At 69.6% G+C, this 16,644-nt stretch carries 12 protein-coding genes; 8 read left to right on the top strand and 4 right to left on the bottom strand.

The annotated features are described in order from the left end of the window. Positions 1 to 16 precede the first annotated feature (16 nt). Positions 17 to 1,336, top strand: coding sequence for a GDSL-type esterase/lipase family protein (locus tag ABL844_RS28795; protein WP_418118112.1), 1,320 nt, complete (start codon positions 17 to 19; stop codon positions 1,334 to 1,336). 163 nt (positions 1,337 to 1,499) lie between these two features. Beyond that, entirely contained in the window at positions 1,500 to 1,874 is a 375-nt protein-coding gene (locus ABL844_RS28790; protein WP_184642047.1) for a YXWGXW repeat-containing protein, read from the top strand. 55 nt (positions 1,875 to 1,929) lie between these two features. Here the strand turns inward: ABL844_RS28790 and ABL844_RS28785 are convergent, their stop codons facing one another. From ABL844_RS28785 to purU, 3 genes are all read right to left on the bottom strand, one after another. After that, entirely contained in the window at positions 1,930 to 3,225 is a 1,296-nt protein-coding gene (locus ABL844_RS28785; protein ID WP_184642046.1) for a S1 family peptidase, read from the bottom strand. A 10-nt stretch (positions 3,226 to 3,235) separates the two neighbouring features. Next, positions 3,236 to 3,943, bottom strand: coding sequence for a DUF2846 domain-containing protein (locus ABL844_RS28780; RefSeq protein WP_418120531.1), 708 nt, complete (start codon positions 3,941 to 3,943; stop codon positions 3,236 to 3,238). A gap of 71 nt (positions 3,944 to 4,014) precedes the next feature. Next, entirely contained in the window at positions 4,015 to 4,881 is an 867-nt protein-coding gene (gene purU / locus ABL844_RS28775; protein WP_126025818.1) for a formyltetrahydrofolate deformylase, read from the bottom strand. Positions 4,882 to 4,956: 75 nt separating this feature from the next. Here purU and ABL844_RS28770 point away from each other — a divergent pair, with 75 nt between their 5' ends. From ABL844_RS28770 to ABL844_RS28750, 5 genes are all read left to right on the top strand, one after another. Continuing rightward, complete coding sequence (locus ABL844_RS28770) at positions 4,957 to 6,291, top strand: aminotransferase class III-fold pyridoxal phosphate-dependent enzyme (protein ID WP_184642045.1); 1,335 nt, start codon at positions 4,957 to 4,959, stop codon at positions 6,289 to 6,291. Positions 6,292 to 6,421: 130 nt separating this feature from the next. Then, on the top strand, positions 6,422 to 7,000 hold the full coding sequence (locus ABL844_RS28765) for a methylated-DNA--[protein]-cysteine S-methyltransferase (protein WP_418129774.1): 579 nt from the start codon (positions 6,422 to 6,424) through the stop codon (positions 6,998 to 7,000). 152 nt (positions 7,001 to 7,152) lie between these two features. Further along, positions 7,153 to 7,671: a hypothetical protein gene (locus ABL844_RS28760; RefSeq protein ID WP_418129773.1), complete on the top strand. Its 519-nt coding sequence runs from the start codon at positions 7,153 to 7,155 to the stop codon at positions 7,669 to 7,671. Between the two features lie 13 nt (positions 7,672 to 7,684). Continuing rightward, positions 7,685 to 9,082, top strand: coding sequence for a CsgG/HfaB family protein (locus ABL844_RS28755; protein ID WP_418129772.1), 1,398 nt, complete (start codon positions 7,685 to 7,687; stop codon positions 9,080 to 9,082). Positions 9,083 to 9,163: 81 nt separating this feature from the next. After that, entirely contained in the window at positions 9,164 to 14,482 is a 5,319-nt protein-coding gene (locus tag ABL844_RS28750; RefSeq protein WP_418129771.1) for a beta strand repeat-containing protein, read from the top strand. 78 nt (positions 14,483 to 14,560) lie between these two features. Here the strand turns inward: ABL844_RS28750 and ABL844_RS28745 are convergent, their stop codons facing one another. Then, positions 14,561 to 15,439 (bottom strand): ChaN family lipoprotein, encoded by an 879-nt coding sequence (locus ABL844_RS28745; RefSeq protein ID WP_418129770.1) that lies wholly within the window; start codon positions 15,437 to 15,439, stop codon positions 14,561 to 14,563. 102 nt (positions 15,440 to 15,541) lie between these two features. On the opposite strand from ABL844_RS28745, the gene ABL844_RS28740 reads away from it, so the two are divergent. Then, positions 15,542 to 16,573, top strand: a complete 1,032-nt coding sequence (locus ABL844_RS28740; RefSeq protein ID WP_418129769.1) for an AbrB family transcriptional regulator — start codon at positions 15,542 to 15,544, stop codon at positions 16,571 to 16,573. Positions 16,574 to 16,644: the final 71 nt, after the last annotated feature.

The following is a 16,644-nucleotide window of genomic DNA, read 5'->3' as shown; positions in this document are numbered from 1 at the left end:
GATTCGCTTTGCGTGCATGAACCTGCTTTCCCGATGGGCGGCCCGCCTTCGCGACGTGGCCGTCGCACACTGGGTGGCTGCCTCCTTCCTTGCCCTGCTGGCCGTCGGCGTGCATGCCGTCACGCCCGACGGGCGTCCGCGCCAGCCTGCCGAGGCGCACTGGGTCGCGAGCTGGGCCGTTGCGCCCGTCGACTTCGCCGAGATGGCCGCCAGCCCCGGCGGCGGCGGCTACTCGTCGCCCGCGGGCAATGACCTGCGCGGGCAGACGCTTCGCCAGAAGGTGGAGCTGTCGCTCGACGGAGAGCGCATCCGCATCCGTTTTTCCAATCGTTTCGGCAAGACGCCGCTGCGCATCGCCGCGGCGAGCGTTGCGCGCGGCACCGGTGCCGAGGCGTTCTCGCCGACAACGCTGCGCGTGCTTCATTTCGGCGGCCGCAGCAGCCTCACCATCGCCCCGGGCGCGGAGGCCTGGAGCGACGGCATCGACCTGCCGGTGCAGGCGGGCCAGACCGTGATGGTGAGCGCCTTCTTCGATCGCGCCACGCCCTTCGCCACGGTGTCGATGGTGGAGTCGGGCACGACGTGGGTGACGGCCGGCAACGCGGTGATGACACCGAAGCTCAGGAACCCGGCGACGCTGGTGCTCAACCAGATCGTGACGGGGCTCGACGTGCTCACCACCAAGTCCGTTCGCACCGTCGTGGCATTCGGCGATTCGATCACGGCGGGCACCACGGAGGCCACCACCGGCGCCTACCCCGACATGCTGGCCACGCGCCTGCGCGATACCCAGCCTGGCGGACAGGACGTCGCCGTGCTCAACCTGGGCATCGGAGGCAACCGCCTGCTGGCCGACGGCATCGGGCCCAGCGGCCTTTCGCGCTTCGAGCTCGACGTGCTGAAGCAGAGCAGCGCGACGCACGCGATCATCCTGCTGGGCACCAACGACATCGGCCGCGCGATGTTCGCCAAGGTGCCGGGCGCTGAACTGAAGCCGCGCGACATGCCGACGGCCGAGCGCATCACCGAGGGGCTGCAGCAGCTCGTGAAGCAGGCGCGCGCCAAGGGCGTGAAGGTGCTGATAGGCACCGTGCCGCCGTTCAGGAATACGCCCTACTGGAGCGAATCGAACGAGGCCATGCGCGAGGCAGTGAACCGCTGGATCCGCGGCAAGCAGGACATCGACGGCGTGATCGACTTCGACGCCGCGCTGCGTGACCCGGCCGACCCGCAGGCGCTGAACCCGCTGTTCGATTCGGGCGACCACCTGCACCCCAACAAGGCCGGCCATGCGGCGATGGCGGCGGCCATCGACCTGCGCGAACTGCAGGAATGAGCCTTTTTCGGGCTTTCTGCGCGTGTGAGTGAGCGCTAGCAAGAGCCAAAAAGACCCCAAAGGCGCGTCACAGCTTTACACAAGACTTCGTGCACGGCTTACAGGAGGTTCACAAGGGCTGGGCAGCATGAAGGCTCCTCCAACAACTCATGAGGAGTTCTTCATGAAAAAACTTGCATTGGCTCTTTCTGTCGGCGCTGCATCGCTTCTGTCGGTAGGCGCATTGACCGTTCCGACGGCCGTGCAGGCGCAGCCTGTCATCACCATCCAGACGCCGCCGCCTCCGCCGCGCTATGAGCGCGTTCCCCCGCCGCGCCGCGGCTACGTGTGGGCGCCGGGACATTACGAGTGGCGTGGTGGCCGCCACGTGTGGATCGGCGGCGGCTGGGTCCGCGCCCGCCCGGGCTACGCCTACCGTCCGCCGGAGTGGCGCCAGGACGGCGGCCGCTGGGTCTACGACAGGGGCCGCTGGGACCGTGACGGCGACGGCGTGCCGAACCGCTATGACCGTCGGCCGAACAATCCGAATCGCAACTGATGCGACCGGTTGAGCGGGGCTGCCGCAATGCAGCAGCCCTGCTCGAGGGAACCCTCTAGCGGATGCTGACCAGCTCGAGGGTTTCCCGGACTTGGAAGGCGACGCTCCCCGCACCGCCCCGGGTCTCTGCCTCGAAGCGCACCACGCGCCCCAGTTCCTGCGAGAACCAGACGTTCGCGACATAGCGGCCGTACTGGTTTCCGAACACCGAGCCAGCGTTCGGGAAGCGCTGCGTGTACCCCCTGTACTCGATGCGCACGACCTTGTGTTCCCTGCCGCCAATGGTCAGCGCGGTGTCTTCCATCACCGTCGCGTTCAGGTCCATGTTTGAGCGCGAGCCGCCCAGCGTGGAGCTGTAGCGGGCCCTCCAGGCAGCTTCTTCTTTGAGGTTCTCCTTGGCCCAGCCGCCTGGCGGCATGACCGAATCGAATTCGCCCGCGATGGCCGAAGTGACGCTGACAACTTCGCCGTTCGGCTTCTCGACCCAGCCGCCGTTGTTGAAGCTGATCTGCTCGTCCGTCGAGGGGTCGATCCTGTAGACCACCTTGCGGTAGGTGTTGGTGAGACGGTCGTGCAACTGGTATTCGATGACGCTGGGCCGACCCGCCACCAGGCTTGCCGGACCGCCAGTGCCGGTTGCGGCGGCGCCGCTGGCCGCACTGGAGACAGGCAGCGAAGCAAGCCTCTCGATCGCCCGCCCTCCGCGTTCGGGCAACTGCGCGATCCACGATGCCGGCATCGCGAGGTTCGCGGTCGGCGCACTCGCGGCCGATGCGGGAAGCAGGCCCACGAGCCGGCCCTGCGCATCGAACACTCCGGCACCGCCGAGTCCTGCTTCCGCAGAGCCAGCCAGCTGCAGCGCTTCGACCTCGCCCGCTGCGCTGCGGCGGATACCCCCGAGCATGCCCACACCCAGCGTCAGTTCCCTGCCGCGCGGTGCACCGATCACGTAGAGCGGCATGCCGACCTGCAATGCGTTGGCTGGGGCCACTTCGGCGACCGTAGCGGGCAGGTTCGAGATGCGCAACTGGCACAGGTCGCGCTCCACGTCCGGCAGGGCCAGCGCCGCGCCGTAGCTCACGTTGTCGCGCTTCAGCGTCACGGTACTGGCCTTCGCGAGCAACTGGCAGCTGGTCACCGCGGTGCCCGCGGCGGCGGAGACGGCGCTGCCGGTGGCGAGCACCTTGCCTTGTGCGTCGCTGGCCTGCACCACCCAGATGCTGGGCGAGACGCGGGCAAAAAGCACGTCGGGCGCAAGTGTGGCGGTGTTGCGCGCCTCCTGCGCGGAGGCCGTCAGCACGGGCAGTGCGATGGCGAGCGCTGCAAGCGCCGGGAAAGACAGGTATTTCATCGCACGCGTCTCAGCGGTTGGCCTGCAGGAGCAAGCGCAGATCGTTAAGGGAAGTCTTGGCAAAAGGAGTGGCCTCGGGCGCTGATGGTGCCGTGGCGCGAGTGGCAGGCGGCGATGCGGCGGCTGCGGCCGTCGGCTGGGCAGGGGCGAGAGGCGCGGCGGCCACCGTTGCCGCGGGGGCCACGGGTTTGCTCACCGCCGCTGGAGCAGGGGGCGCGGGGGCTGTCGTAGCGTTTGCAGGCGGTACGGCGGCGGAAGCCTTGGCCGTCCGGGTCGAAGCGAAGGCATCGTCGTAGGCCAGCGACTGCAGTTCCTTCCGGCCCTCGGCCTCGGAAACGCGCTCGAAGTTCGGATGTCCGACGAGGATGCCCATGCTGATGCTCATCGAGACATAGGCGGTCTGCTTCGGCCGCAGCACGACGTCGATCGTGCCTTCGGCCTCGGTCCGGGCGCTGGCCCGGTAGGTGCCGGCCGGGCGGTCGATGTAGAAGAAGCTGCTGGGGCGCGACGTGCCCACCACCTGGCCGTTGACCGAGACATCGGGCTGGACCGCCATGCCTACGATGGAATTTCGATAGAAGTAAATCCGCCCTTCGTTCTCACCCAGCGACGGCATGCTGCCCGCCATCTCCGAAAACCGGGGCCCGCTGGCCGAGCACCCGAACAGGCCGGCCGCAAGCACTGCCAGCAACACCCCACCGATCCAACGTCGCAACATCACGCCTTCTCCTCTTTTTCTGGCGCGAGATGCTACACCCGCCTTCCGGCGGGCCTTGGCTTCAGTCCAAGTTAGCGGAACACCACCGTGCGGTGCCCGTTCAGCAGCACCCGGTGCTCGCTGTGCCACTTCACCGCGCGCGCCAGCACCTGGCTTTCGGTGTCGCGGCCGCGGGCCGTGAGGTCTTCCACCGTATCGGTGTGGTCGGCGCGGGCCACGTCCTGCTCGATGATCGGGCCTTCGTCGAGGTCGGCCGTCACGTAGTGGGCGGTGGCGCCGATCAGCTTCACGCCGCGGTCGTGGGCCTGGTAGTAGGGCTTGGCGCCCTTGAAGCTCGGCAGGAACGAGTGGTGGATGTTGATGGCGCGGCCCGAGAGGCTGCGGCAGAGGTTGTCGCTCAGGATCTGCATGTAGCGCGCGAGCACCACGAGTTCGGCGCCCTCGGCTTCGATGATTTCGAGCTGCTTTGCCTCGGCCTGCGCCTTGGTCGCGGCCGTCACCGGGATGTGGTGGAAAGGCACGTTGTAGCTGGCGGCCAGCTGGTAGAAGTCGCGGTGGTTCGAGATGATGGCGCGCACGTCGATGGCGAGCAGGCCGCTCTTCCAGCGGAACAGCAGGTCGTTGAGGCAGTGGCCTTCCTTGCTGACCATGATGACCGTCTTCATCGGCTCGGCGGCCGCGTGCAGCTGCAGCGTCATGCCGAAGCCGGTGGCGAAGGCCTTGAGCTCCTCGCGCAGCACGGCCTCGCTGTGGGCGCCGCAGGCGAAGCGCACGCGCATGAAGAAAAGACCCGTGTCGTGGTCGTTGTACTGGGCCGCCTCCTCGATGTTGGCGCCGTGCTCGAGCAGGAAGCCCGAAACGGCGTGCACGATGCCCGTCCGGTCGGGGCAGTAGAGGTTCAGGATGTAGGCGGGCGAGGTGGGCGTAGAGGTCGTCATCAGGGGCGTAATTGTGGCAGGGGTGCCAGAATCGCGATTTTCCCCTCCCAGATAACCCAACCGCAGGAGCGAGACATGGCCTACCAGGACTTCAACATGGACAACCAGTGGTTGCCCTTCACCCCCAACCGTCATTTCCGCAAGGACCCGCGGGTGTTCGTGGCGGCCGACGGCATGGAGTTCACCACCCACGACGGCCGCAAGGTGATCGACGGCATCTCGTCGCTGTGGTGCGTGGGCGCGGGCCACAACCGCAAGCCGATCAACGAGGCGATCAAGCAGCAGCTCGACACGCTGGACTACGCCACCGCCTTCCAGGTGAGCAACGACCGCGCCTTCAAGGCGGCCGAGATGATCGCCTCGCTGGCCCCGGGCGACCTGAACAAGGTGCTCTTCTGCAATTCGGGCTCGGAAGCCGCCGACACCTCGATGAAGGTGGCGCTGGCCTACCACCGCGCGCGCGGCGAGGGCCACCGCAACGTGTTCATCGGCCGCGAGAAGGGCTACCACGGCGTGGGCTTCGGCGGCATGTCGGTGGGCGGCATCCCGGGCAACCGCAAGGTGTTCGGCTCGGCGTTCCTGCCGCGCGTGGACCACATGCGCTTCATCCACGATCCGGTGAACCACGCCTACATCCACAACGAGGAGCCGGTGTGGGCCGAAGACCCGCTGGTCGAGCTCGAGACGCGCATCCTGCCGCTGCACGACCCGAGCAACGTGGCCGCGATCATCGTGGAGCCGGTGGCCGGCTCGGCCGGCTGGTACCTGCCGCCCAAGGGCTATCTCAAGCGCCTGCGCGAGATCTGCGACAAGCACGGCATCCTGCTGATCTTCGACGAGGTCATCACCGGCTTCGGCCGCATGGGCACCAACTTCGCGTCCGACTACTTCGGCGTGGTGCCCGACATGCTGAACTTCGCCAAGTGCGTGACCAACGGCGTCATCCCGCTGGGCGGCGTGATCTGCCGCGACAAGCTCTACGACGCGATGATGAAGACCGACGCGCCCGAGCACGTGGTCGAGTTCTTCCACGGCTACACCTACTCGGGCCACCCGGTGGCCTGCGCAGCTGCCATCGCCACGCTCGATCTGTTCAGGCAGGAGAACCTCTTCACGCGCGCCGGCGAAATGGGCAAGGTGCTGGGCGACGCCTTCCACAGCACCTTGAAGGGCCTGCCCAACGTCATTAGCATCCGCAGCCTCGGCCTCGCCGCTGCGGTGGAGCTCGCGCCCATCGCGGGCACGCCGGGCAAGCGCGCCTACGAGATCTTCCTCGACTGCTTCCACAAGGGCGCGCTGGTGCGGCCCGCGGGCGACGTGCTGGTGATCGCGCCGCCGTACATCGTGGAGAAGTCGCACATCGACACGCTGGTGAACACGCTGGCCGATTCGATCAAGGCGCACGCCTGAACAAGCGCTGAAAGGACATGCGGCGGCAGCCGCAGATCGATGTCCGGATACGGCGAGTAAAGGCGGCGGGGAACGCGCAGCATGTGAATGTTCGCGGCCCCGCCGCCTTCTCTTTTCCGAGGACACGATCATGCTGAAGCTGCAATTGAGCCGCATCGAGTCGCCGCTGGGCGGGCTCCTTCTCGTCGTCGACGACGCCGGCGCGATCCATGCGCTGGACTACGCGGACCATCGCGCCCGCCTGCATCGTCTTCTGCGCCAGTTGCACGAAGGCGAGTTCGAACTGGCTGAAGGAAGCGCCGCACCGCATGCGGTGGCCGATGCATTGCGCCGCTACTTCGACGGCGATCTCGCCGCCATCGAAGCGCTGCCCGTAGCCACGCTGGGCGACGCGCTTCAGCGCAAGGTGTGGGCCGCGCTGCGCCGCATTCCGGCGGGCCGCACCACCAGCTACGGCGAACTCGCGAAGCAGCTGGGCTTCGACGATCCGCGCGCGGCCATCGATGTCGGCGCGGCCAACGGATCGAATCCCGTCAGCATCGTCGTGCCTTGCCACCGCGTGATCGGCAGGAACGGCGAGCTCAAGGGCTACGCGGGCGGTGTCGTGCGCAAGCAGCGGCTGCTGCAGCATGAGGGCGCATTGCCCGCCACCGATGCCGGGTCGGCAGGCGCGGCCGCTGCATCGCAGACCATGCGGCTCGCGTTCTGAGCCACGGCTTCCCGCTTTTCCATTTCCACCGGTTCGCGGGATGCCGCCTACCGGTTCCAGGGATACCGGCCACCGCGGCCGGTGCCTAGCATCCCCTCGCGAAACACAGCACTCGTGACTTCATCGGGTGTGTCTTCGAAAGAGGGACCGTCATGCAACGCGTATTTCTTTGGGCACTGCTGTGCATGCCTCTGGCTGCGCACGCCAACAACGTCGGCGAGAACGCCGCATGGCAGTTCCAGACCAGCACCGACAAGGTCAACCAGGCCGCGATCCAGGACATGATCCGCAAGCAGAAGAGCGGCTACTACTCGGCACCTGTCTACAACACGAACAACTACATCGGCCGCCAGTACAACTGCAACGTCTCGGCCACCTCCACCGGCAACGACGGCAACAACAGCACGGTCGCCAATTCGCCGAGCACCGCCGGCTCAACCTCGAACGCATCGGGCAACGACAGCCGCACGGCGGTGGGCACGCTGGGCGGTGCGACGGTGGGCACCTCGCAGGCCAACTCGGGCGCGGTGGAATCGGGCATCGTGGGCGGTACCAGCTCGCAGGTGCAGGGCGCGGCCAACCAGGCGCTGAACTCGGCGCAGGGCAACAACGGCGCGCAGACGGCGAGCGTGGGCGGCAGCTCGGCCTGCGCCTTCGGCGTGCTCAACTGAGCAGGAGCGCGACATGCAACACCGCATCGCACGCACCCTTGCCCTCGCAGCCGCCGCCACGCTGGCGCTGGCCGGCTGCGTCTCCGCGCCGCAGCAGCGCTTCGCACCGAACGAGGCACCCGTGGTGCTCGGCCCCTCGGTGCGCGACAACGTCACGCCGATGGAGGCGGTGCTCGCCTGCTACGCCGACCACATCGCGGCCACGCGGCGCCCACCGGTGATCATCGGCGTGGGCGACGTGAAGGACTACACCGGCAAGTACAGCATCAACGAGGGCAATGCCATCACGCAGGGTGGGGCGCTGATGGTGTATTCGGCACTCGGCAAGCTCGGCGGCGCGGTGAGCATCGCCGAGCGCTTCGACCCGGTGATCGCCGAGCGCGAGCTCGCGTATGCCGACCGCCGCCAGCTCGGCGACGGCCGCACGCACCAGCTCGGCGGCCCCAACGGCGGGCAGAACGTGCCGTGGCTGCCGTACTTCGGCGGCACCATCAACAAGTCCGACTACTTCATCGTGGGCGGCATCACCGAGCTCAACTACAACATCAACTCGGGCGGCGCCGAGTTCGGCGTGAACCAGGTGGGCGTGAAGGCGCGCACCTTCAGCCAGTCGGTGAGCATCGACCTGCGCATCGTCGACACCAGGTCGCTGATGGTGGTGCGCACCGTGAGCCTCACCAAGCAGTTCAACGGCTACGAAGTGGGCCTGAACGTGTTCCGCTTCTTCGGCAGCAAGCTGTACGACGTGGACATCGGCGCCAAGGGCCAGGAACCGGTTCAGATGGGCGTGCGCGCCGCGCTGGAGGAGGGCGTGGTGCGCCTGATGGCCGCCGTCACGCAGGTCGACCACCGGCCCTGCATGACGATGCGCCCGGGCGGCGGCGAGCCGATTCCGCTCACGCCGGCAGCCGATCTGCGCAAGGTCGACAACCCCGGCGATGCCGCAGTGGGCGGCGCGGCCGTCACCTCGCCAGTGGCGCAGGGCGGCGTGGCCGTCAATGCTGGCGGTGCGGGCGGCGCGCGCCTCACGGGCACGGCGACGCAGGTGCCCTTCGACTTCGGCGCGACCACGCTGGGCGGCGCCTCGCTCGCGCTCATCGACCAGATCGCCGGCGCGGCCAAGAAAGGCACCACCGACATCGTGCTGGTGGCGCGCGACACCGAGAACTGGGACGCCCGCAAGCGCGACGAGCTCACCGACCAGCGCATCGCGGCCGTGACCTCGGCGCTGGCCAACCGCGGCGTGGCGCCGGGCGCCATCAGCATCACCTGGCGGCCCGACGCGGCCGACACATCGATCCATCGCGACGGCCCGGGGCTGCAGGAGATCGCCAAGCTGCGCATCGGCAGCCCGGTGGTCAGCGGCTCGGCGCCTTCGTCTTCTTCCGACGGCGCCGTCAAGGGCGACTGACCTGCTCTCAGCGCGTTGCGCGCATCGCGCGTCCATCCGTTTTCCAAGCCAGACCGCATCCAACATCCGAGGAGTCACGACATGAAAGCACGCAAGATCCAGAGCCGGGCCGCACGCGCGCCCATGTTCAGCCGCAGCAGCATCGGCAGCGCAGTCGCGATGGCGCTGATCGCGGCGGCCTCCGGCGCGCAGGCCGCGGAGACTTCGGTGGACGCGGCCTACAGCGGCACCGCCACCGGCACGCCTTCGGTGAATGCGGGCATCACCAACTCGGCCAACGTCAACGCCACCATCACCGGCGCCACCGTGGGCACCACCTCCACCGGCACGCCGTCGAACCCGAACCCGGTGGCGATCGGCACCAGCGGCAACCTGATAGGCGCGACCGCCACCGGCAACACCTTCGGCAACGGCATCCAGGCCGCGCCCGGCTTGCCGGTGAACAATGCGGCCACGCTCGGCGTCGCGACCAACACCGGCGTCATCGACAGCGGCGTGACCGGCAGCAAGCTCGCCTCCGAATCGAGCACGCTGCAGGCCGGCAGCGTGGTCAATGCCGACAACACCATCTCGGCCACCACCACGCTCAACAGCGGCAGCTCGGTGATCTCGGGCGCGGCCGCCGTCGCCGCGCCGGCGCAGCCGGGCACCTCGGTGCTGACCTATCCGGCGGGCGCGCAGCTCTTCGACGCCAAGGGCAACATCGTGGTCACCTCGCTGCAGTCGGCCACGGGGCAGGGCTCCAGTGCGGCGGTGCTGGGCAACATGGTCGACCTGATGCTGACCGCGAACGCGGGCAACACGCTGACCACGGCCGCGTCGCTGGAACGCAATTCGATCTCGGCGGTGCTCAAGGCCAACAGCGCCAGCAGCACGGCCGAGATCCAGTCGGGCGGCGCGCCGACCTTCGCCGGCTCGGCGGTGGTCGCGAACCTGCAGGCGAACGGCAACGGCATCCTCGCGACGCGCTCGGCCACCAACGCCGGCTCGGTCGTCATGGGCATCGTCAGCGGCGCGCCCGCGGGTGGCTCCAACGTGCTGCAGGGCTCGCTCTCTGTGCAGGGCAACGCGATCTCCAGCGAGGCCACGGGCAACGAGGCGCTGGGCGCCACGGCCGGCGTGGCGGGCAACCGCATCCTGATCGGCGACGTGAGCGTCGCGGGCAGCGGCACGGCGGCCACGGCGTCCAACAACAGCATCCACAACGGCGCGGGCGTCACCAGCAACGTCAACAGCGACCTTGCCATCGTCAACAGCCAGGGCAACCTCGGCGTGACCACTGTCGCGCAGACCATGGGCGCGCAGATCCTGGCCGGCGTGCAGTCGAGCAAGAACAGCGCGGTCACGCTGGCGGACAACAGCATCACGGCCACCGTCGCCGGCAACACGGCCTCCAGCAGCATCGCCACCGGCAAGAACGCGGCCTCGTTCACCGGCACCGCCGCGGTGTCGAACCAGCAGGCCAACCTGAATGCACCGGTCAGCGCGTTGCTGCTGCCTTCGGTCATCGCCGCGCAGACCGGCGAGTCGCCCGGCACGGGCCAGACCACGGGCAGCTCGGTCAGCGTCTCCGACAACATCTCGGCGGCCAGCGCGCAGGGCAACCAGATCACACAGAGCCTGGCATTGCAGGCGGGTACCGTGGCGCTGGGCACGGGCAATGCCGCGCTCACGGGCGGCACCGATTCCGACGGGCGCGTGTCCGCCAGCGGCTCGGCCACGCTCACCAACCTGCAGGGCAACTACGGCGGCGGCGTCGCGGCGGTCAACGCCGGCTCGCAGATCTGGCTGGTCGCCAATGGTGGCGGCGTGCCGGTCGCCAACAGCACGCTGGTGCTGGACGGCAACCGGCAGGAAGCCGTGGCGCTGGGCAGCGGTGCCACCAACACGCTCACGCTGGCCGGCAACCCGGTGGGCACGGGCGCGGGCATCGCGAGCGTGCAGATGAACGACGCGAACTCGGCCGTCGGCGCGGGGCTGTCGAACCCCGAGGCGCGGCTGCTGGTGAACGGCGACCTCGCCGGCGGCTCGGCCGCGCTCACCGACAACCTGCAGCGCGCCATCGCTTATGGCAACTCGGCCACCAACACGCTGGGCGTGAGTTCGGGCAACCTGGCGGCGGCGCCCGGCCTGGGCATCACGCCGGCCTCGAACGTCACCGTCGATGCGCTCAGCGGGCTGCCCTTCAGCAACTCGGCAGGAGCGCTCCCCACGGTGAGTGCTGCTTACGGCGTGCTGAACGACCAGTCGGTGCAGGCGAACGTCAACTCGGCGGCCACCGGCGCCAATACCTTCGCGGCCGCTGTCGCCGGCAACGTCTCCGGCGCCAGCGTCGCCAACAGCGGCAATGCCTTCGTCGCCGCCGCCTACGGCAACGACGCGGCCAGCGGCGTGACGCTGAAGCTCAACAACGTGAGCGGCGCGAATGCCGCGGTTGCCAACGTCACCAACACGCAGGCGGTGGCGGGCGCGGGCACCGTCGTCTCGGCCATCGCGGCCGGCGGCGTGGTGGCGGGCACCACGGTCACGGGCACGCTGACCGGCGGCTCGGTCACCAGCTCGGGCAACACGGCGGAGGCGCTGGCCTACGGCAGCCGCGCCACCGGCAACACGGTGAAGGTGACGGGCAACAACATCGACACCTCGGGTCTCTCGCTGTCGGGCGCGACGCTCACGGGCAACGCGCTCGCCACCAACGCCGCCTTCAGCGTGCAGAACGCGCAGTCGGGCCAGGGCACGGTGTCGGCGCAGCGCAGCGGCGGGCCTGAAGTGAATGTCGTGGTCGGCGGCGCGGTCAGCAACTCGAAGATCGCCGCCACCGGCAACGCCACGCTGGCCGGCGCGACCAGCAACAGCGCGGCCAACGGCGTGGCCATCGATGCCGTCGGCGTCTCGACCACCAGCGCGGTGCAGAACCTGCAGCTGACCAGCGCCGCCGTGAGCTCGCTCACGGGCCAGGAAGGCCCGCTGCTGACCAACAAGGACGGCGTGCAAGCGGTGCTGGGCGGCGCGAGCATCCAGGGTTCGCAGGTCACGGTGGACGGAAACTCCGCCGGCGGCTCGGCCACCGGCAACGCCGCGGCCAACAGCATCGACGTGAAGGGCAACACCATCGCGGTGGGCAACGGCTTGCCGCTGGGCGGCGCGGCCAACATCGGGGGTATCGCAGGCGCGGTGGCCGACCATGCGCTCTCGAACATCCAGCTGGTGACGAGCCCGACCGTCTCTTCCAAGGCGGCGGCGGCCTTCGGCGTGGACACGGCGCCGGGCGCGGTCATCTCGGGCTCGACGCTGAGTGTCTCGAACAACACGCAGAGCGCGAAGGCCGTGGCCAACACCGGCAGCAACGCGATCGCGCTCGCGGCCACCGACGTGTCGGCCCGCGCCGCGCTGATGTCCTCGCAGGGCAGCACGGCGGCGGTGGAGTCGCGCTCCTTCATGCAGGCCTTCGCGCCGGCTTCGGTGTCGGGCTCGGCGGCGAAGCTGTCGAACAACGCGAACACGGCGCTGGGCGTGATCAACGACGTGAGCAACAAGCTCTCCGTTTCGGGCGGCACCTCGGGCTCGCTGCCGGTGCCGGCGCTCATCGCCCAGGGACCGCTGCCGGGCAACACCATCGCGGCGGGCGACCAGGTGCTGGTGAACCGCCAGTCGGCCGGCGCCTCGGTCACCAGCACGGCCGACACAGCTATCTACAACGAAGACCGCCTGGTGCCCGGCAACTCCGGCCTGACCAACAGCAGCTTCGCCGCCTCGGGCAACACGACGTATTCGGAGGCCTCGGCCAACCGCGCGACCAACGCGGCATCGCTGGCAGGCGGTGCCTCGCAGTCGGCCAGGACGGCAGTGCTGAACGCGCAGGACAGCAGCGCGGCCGTGACCGCCAACGCCAACAACTCGACCAAGCTCACGCTGACCGGCCCCTCGGCGCTGGCGGGCAGCAGCGCCACGCTGGACGGCAACAGCACCATCGCCGCAGCCACCGGCAGCGCCGCCACCAACAGCATCGACGTGAAGAGCGGCGCCATCACCGGCGGAGTGCCGGCATCGGCCACCGCGACGGGCGGACCGGCCTCGGCCGTGGCGGTGTCGGCCGACCATGCGCTGGCCAACGTGCAGGTGGGCTCCGGCGCGGTGTCGGCCACCGCGACGGGCGTCATCGGCATCGACTCGGCGCCGCTGTCCGCAGTGAGCACCTCGACGCTGGGCGTGACCAACAACAGCCAGAGCGCCAAGGCCGTGGCCAACACGGCGCTCAACAGCGTGGCGCTGGCGGGCTCGAACGTGGGCGCGCGCACCGCGCTGCAGTCGAGCCAGTCGGGCACCGCGGCGGTGACGGCGTCCTCCACGCTCGAAGTGTTCGCGCCGGCGGGCTCCACCGGCTCGACGGTGCGGCTCTCGGGCAACAGCAACGCCGCGCTGGGCGTGATGAACGACGCGGCCAACACGCTGGGCGTGAGCGCGGTCAACACGCTGCCGGCGGGCGCGACGGGCTCGGCCACACTCGCCGAGACCGGCAGCCCCGACAACGTGTCGGCCACCGGCGACCACGTGCTGTCGAACCGCCAGACGGCCGCGTCGACTGTGAGCAGCACGGCCGCCACCTCGATCCACAACGACGACAACGCCGCGCCCACGACGACGCTGGCCAACGGCGCGCTCACCATCTCGGGCAACAGCACCTTCGCCGAAGCCGCGGCCAACCGCGCGACCAACACCGCCACGGTGGCGAGCAGCGCGACGCAGGGCGCGAGCGCCGGCATCCTCAACGTGCAGGGCAGTACGGCGGGCGTGACGGCGACTTCGAGCACGGTGACCAACGCCACGCTGGCGGGCGCGGTGCCGCTCAACGGCAGCACCGTCTCGCTCGACGGCAACACCACGGCGGCGCTGGCGCGCGGCAATGCGGCGACCAACGTGCTGGAATCCAGCGCCGGCAGCAGCTACGGCGGCGCGGCCACGGTGGGTTCGTCGAGCCTGATCGGCGCGCCGCTGGCACTGAACGTCGGCGCGAGCGCGGCAATCCTCAACAGCCAGAACAACGCGGGCGCGGTAACGGCCACGAGCACGGGCGCCAGCTACCAGGTGGCGCTCAACGGCACCGGCGCGGGCGTGTCGAACGGCACGGCCGGCGTCACCGGCAATACGCTGGCCGCGCAGGCCTTCGGCAACAGCGCGACCAACCGCGTGACGCAGACGGCGCTGAACACCGGCGCGCCGAGCGCGGCCATTGGCAACTACCAGGTCAACAGCGGCGCGGTGACGGCCACGGTGACCAGCGTGAACTTCGGCGTCGCCGTCTCGGGCCCGGTGGGCAACAGCACGCTGCGCACCACGGGCAACCAGATCACGGCGTCGGCGACGGGCAACTCGGCCGTGTCGACGATCACCTCGCGCTGAGCTGCCGCGCTCCGAGGGCGACAAAAAAGCCGCGGGCCTTCGGGCCGGCGGCTTTTTCTTTTCTCTTCTCTTTCTTCTTCAGGTCTTGGGCTGCGGCCTGGCCTGTCGCTTGAACTCGGCGCAGTAGTCCTTCTCGGGCAGGGGCGGCGTGCGCCAGATGCGGTCGTAGTCGCCGGTCTCGGGGCCGGCCGCGGAGGCCGGTGCCGCCAGCAGCCGCACGGTGGCGATCTTCACGTCGTCGGGCAGGTGCTGCGGCACGCCGAGCGCGCGCACCACGTGGCCGGCGCCGGCGATGAGCAGCACCGTCTGGCCCGGCTTCCTCGCCTTGACGATGGCCTGCGCCATCGCGCGGTCGCGGCCCACCTGGATGCGGGTCATGGGAACGATCTGCGATTCGGGGAGCATCCGGCAATGGCCGTCGCGCACGGCGTCCTGCTGGGCGGTGAAGGCCTCGCCGTTGAGCTGGACGTCGAGCGAGACGTCGGCCATCGCGTTCTTCATGCGCGAGCGCGGCAGGTTGGCGCCGACCACCGGCACGCCGGCGCGCACGGCGGCCATCACGGCGGGGCCGTAGCTGGCCCAGGGCCAGGCCTTGTCGCTCCAGTCGAGCGCGGCCTGCACCTGCGCTTCGGTGGCGGTGGACGCGAGCTGCGTGGTGCTGCGGCCTTCCTCGGCCATCTCCAGCGCCAGCGCGGCGAGGTGGCCGCGCGCGGCCAGCGCCTCGACGGTCTCGCGCTCGATGACGTGGTGCTCGCTCGCGTCGTGCTGCTCGCCGAGCAGCAGGGCATCGACCGGCTGCAGTGCCGCGACGCGGCGCGCGATGGGGGCGTCGGGCGCATCGGCACCCGAGGCGGAAAGGCTGGAAAGCGCCGAGCAGCCCGCGAGCGCGGCCGCGGCGAAGAGGGGGAGCAGCAGCGGCAGCCAGGAAGCCCGAGCGGGCCGGTGAGGAAGAAGCATCGCGCCATACTATGCCCCCGGCGCGCGCCCGCGGTGCCGTCCGCCGCCGCTTTTCCCTGTCGTCCCTTCTTCCGGTCCGTGTCTTCCCGATATCCCGTTCGCATGCTGGCCACGCTGCTGCTGGCGCTCGCTGCCGCGGGCGCGTGCCTGGCGCTGCGCACGCCGCTGCCCTGGATGATCGGCCCGCTGCTCGCGGTGTCGCTGGCCTCGATTGCCGGCGCACCCACCGCGAGCTACACGCCGCTGCGCAACGCGGGGCAGTGGACCATCGGCACCGCGCTGGGGCTGTACTTCACGCCGCACGTGGTGGCGCTGGTGGCCAGCGTCTGGTGGGCGATCGTGCTGGCGATCGCGTGGGCGCTGCTGCTGGGCATGGGATTCGGGCGCTGGCTGCACGCGATGCATGCGTCGCGCATGCCGCAGGTGCCGGCGAAATCCATGAGAGCCACGACTTACTTCTCCGGCGCCATCGGCGGTGCCTCGGAGATGACGCTGATGGCCGAGTCGGCCGGCGCGCGCACTGACCTCGTGGCCGCGGCGCACAGCCTGCGGCTGGTGGTGGTGACGGTGACCATCCCGTTCGCGATGCAGTGGAGCGGCCTGCACGGGCTGGAGATCAACCCGCCCGGCGTGCGCGAAGTGAGTCCCGGAGGCCTCGCGTTGCTGGCGGCGGCGACCGGCATCGGCGCGATCGCGATGCGCGCGCTGAAGCGCACCAACCCGTGGTTCATCGGGCCGCTGCTGGTGGCGATGGGCTTCACCATCGCGGGCCAGTCGCTGTCGGCCGTGCCCACGTGGATGTCGAACGCGGCGCAGCTGGTGATCGCGGTGAGCCTGGGCGTGCGCTTCAGCCGGGAGTTTTTGCACACGGCGCCGCGCTGGCTGGGCTCGGTGGTTCTGGGCACTTTCGGCATGCTGGTGCTCTGCGGTGGCGTGGCATGGCTGCTGGCGTGGGCGACGGGGCTGCACCCGGCCACGGTGATCCTGGGCACCTCGCCGGGTGGCATCGCCGAGATGTCGATCACCGCCAAGGTGCTGCAGCTGGGTGTGCCGGTGGTCACGGCCTTTCAGGTCTGCCGGCTGGTGGCGGTGCTGCTGATCGTGGGGCCGATGTTCCGGTGGATCTACCGCTGAGGGCGCTGCGAGCAGGCCGGCAAGGAATGAAAAAAGCGCCCCGAGGGGCGCTTTTTGGTGATTTCTCGGGA

The organism is Variovorax sp. 278MFTsu5.1 (assembly GCF_048305045.1).
GTDB lineage: Bacteria > Pseudomonadota > Gammaproteobacteria > Burkholderiales > Burkholderiaceae_C > Variovorax > Variovorax guangxiensis.
This window is presented reverse-complemented; position numbering and strand designations above follow the sequence as displayed.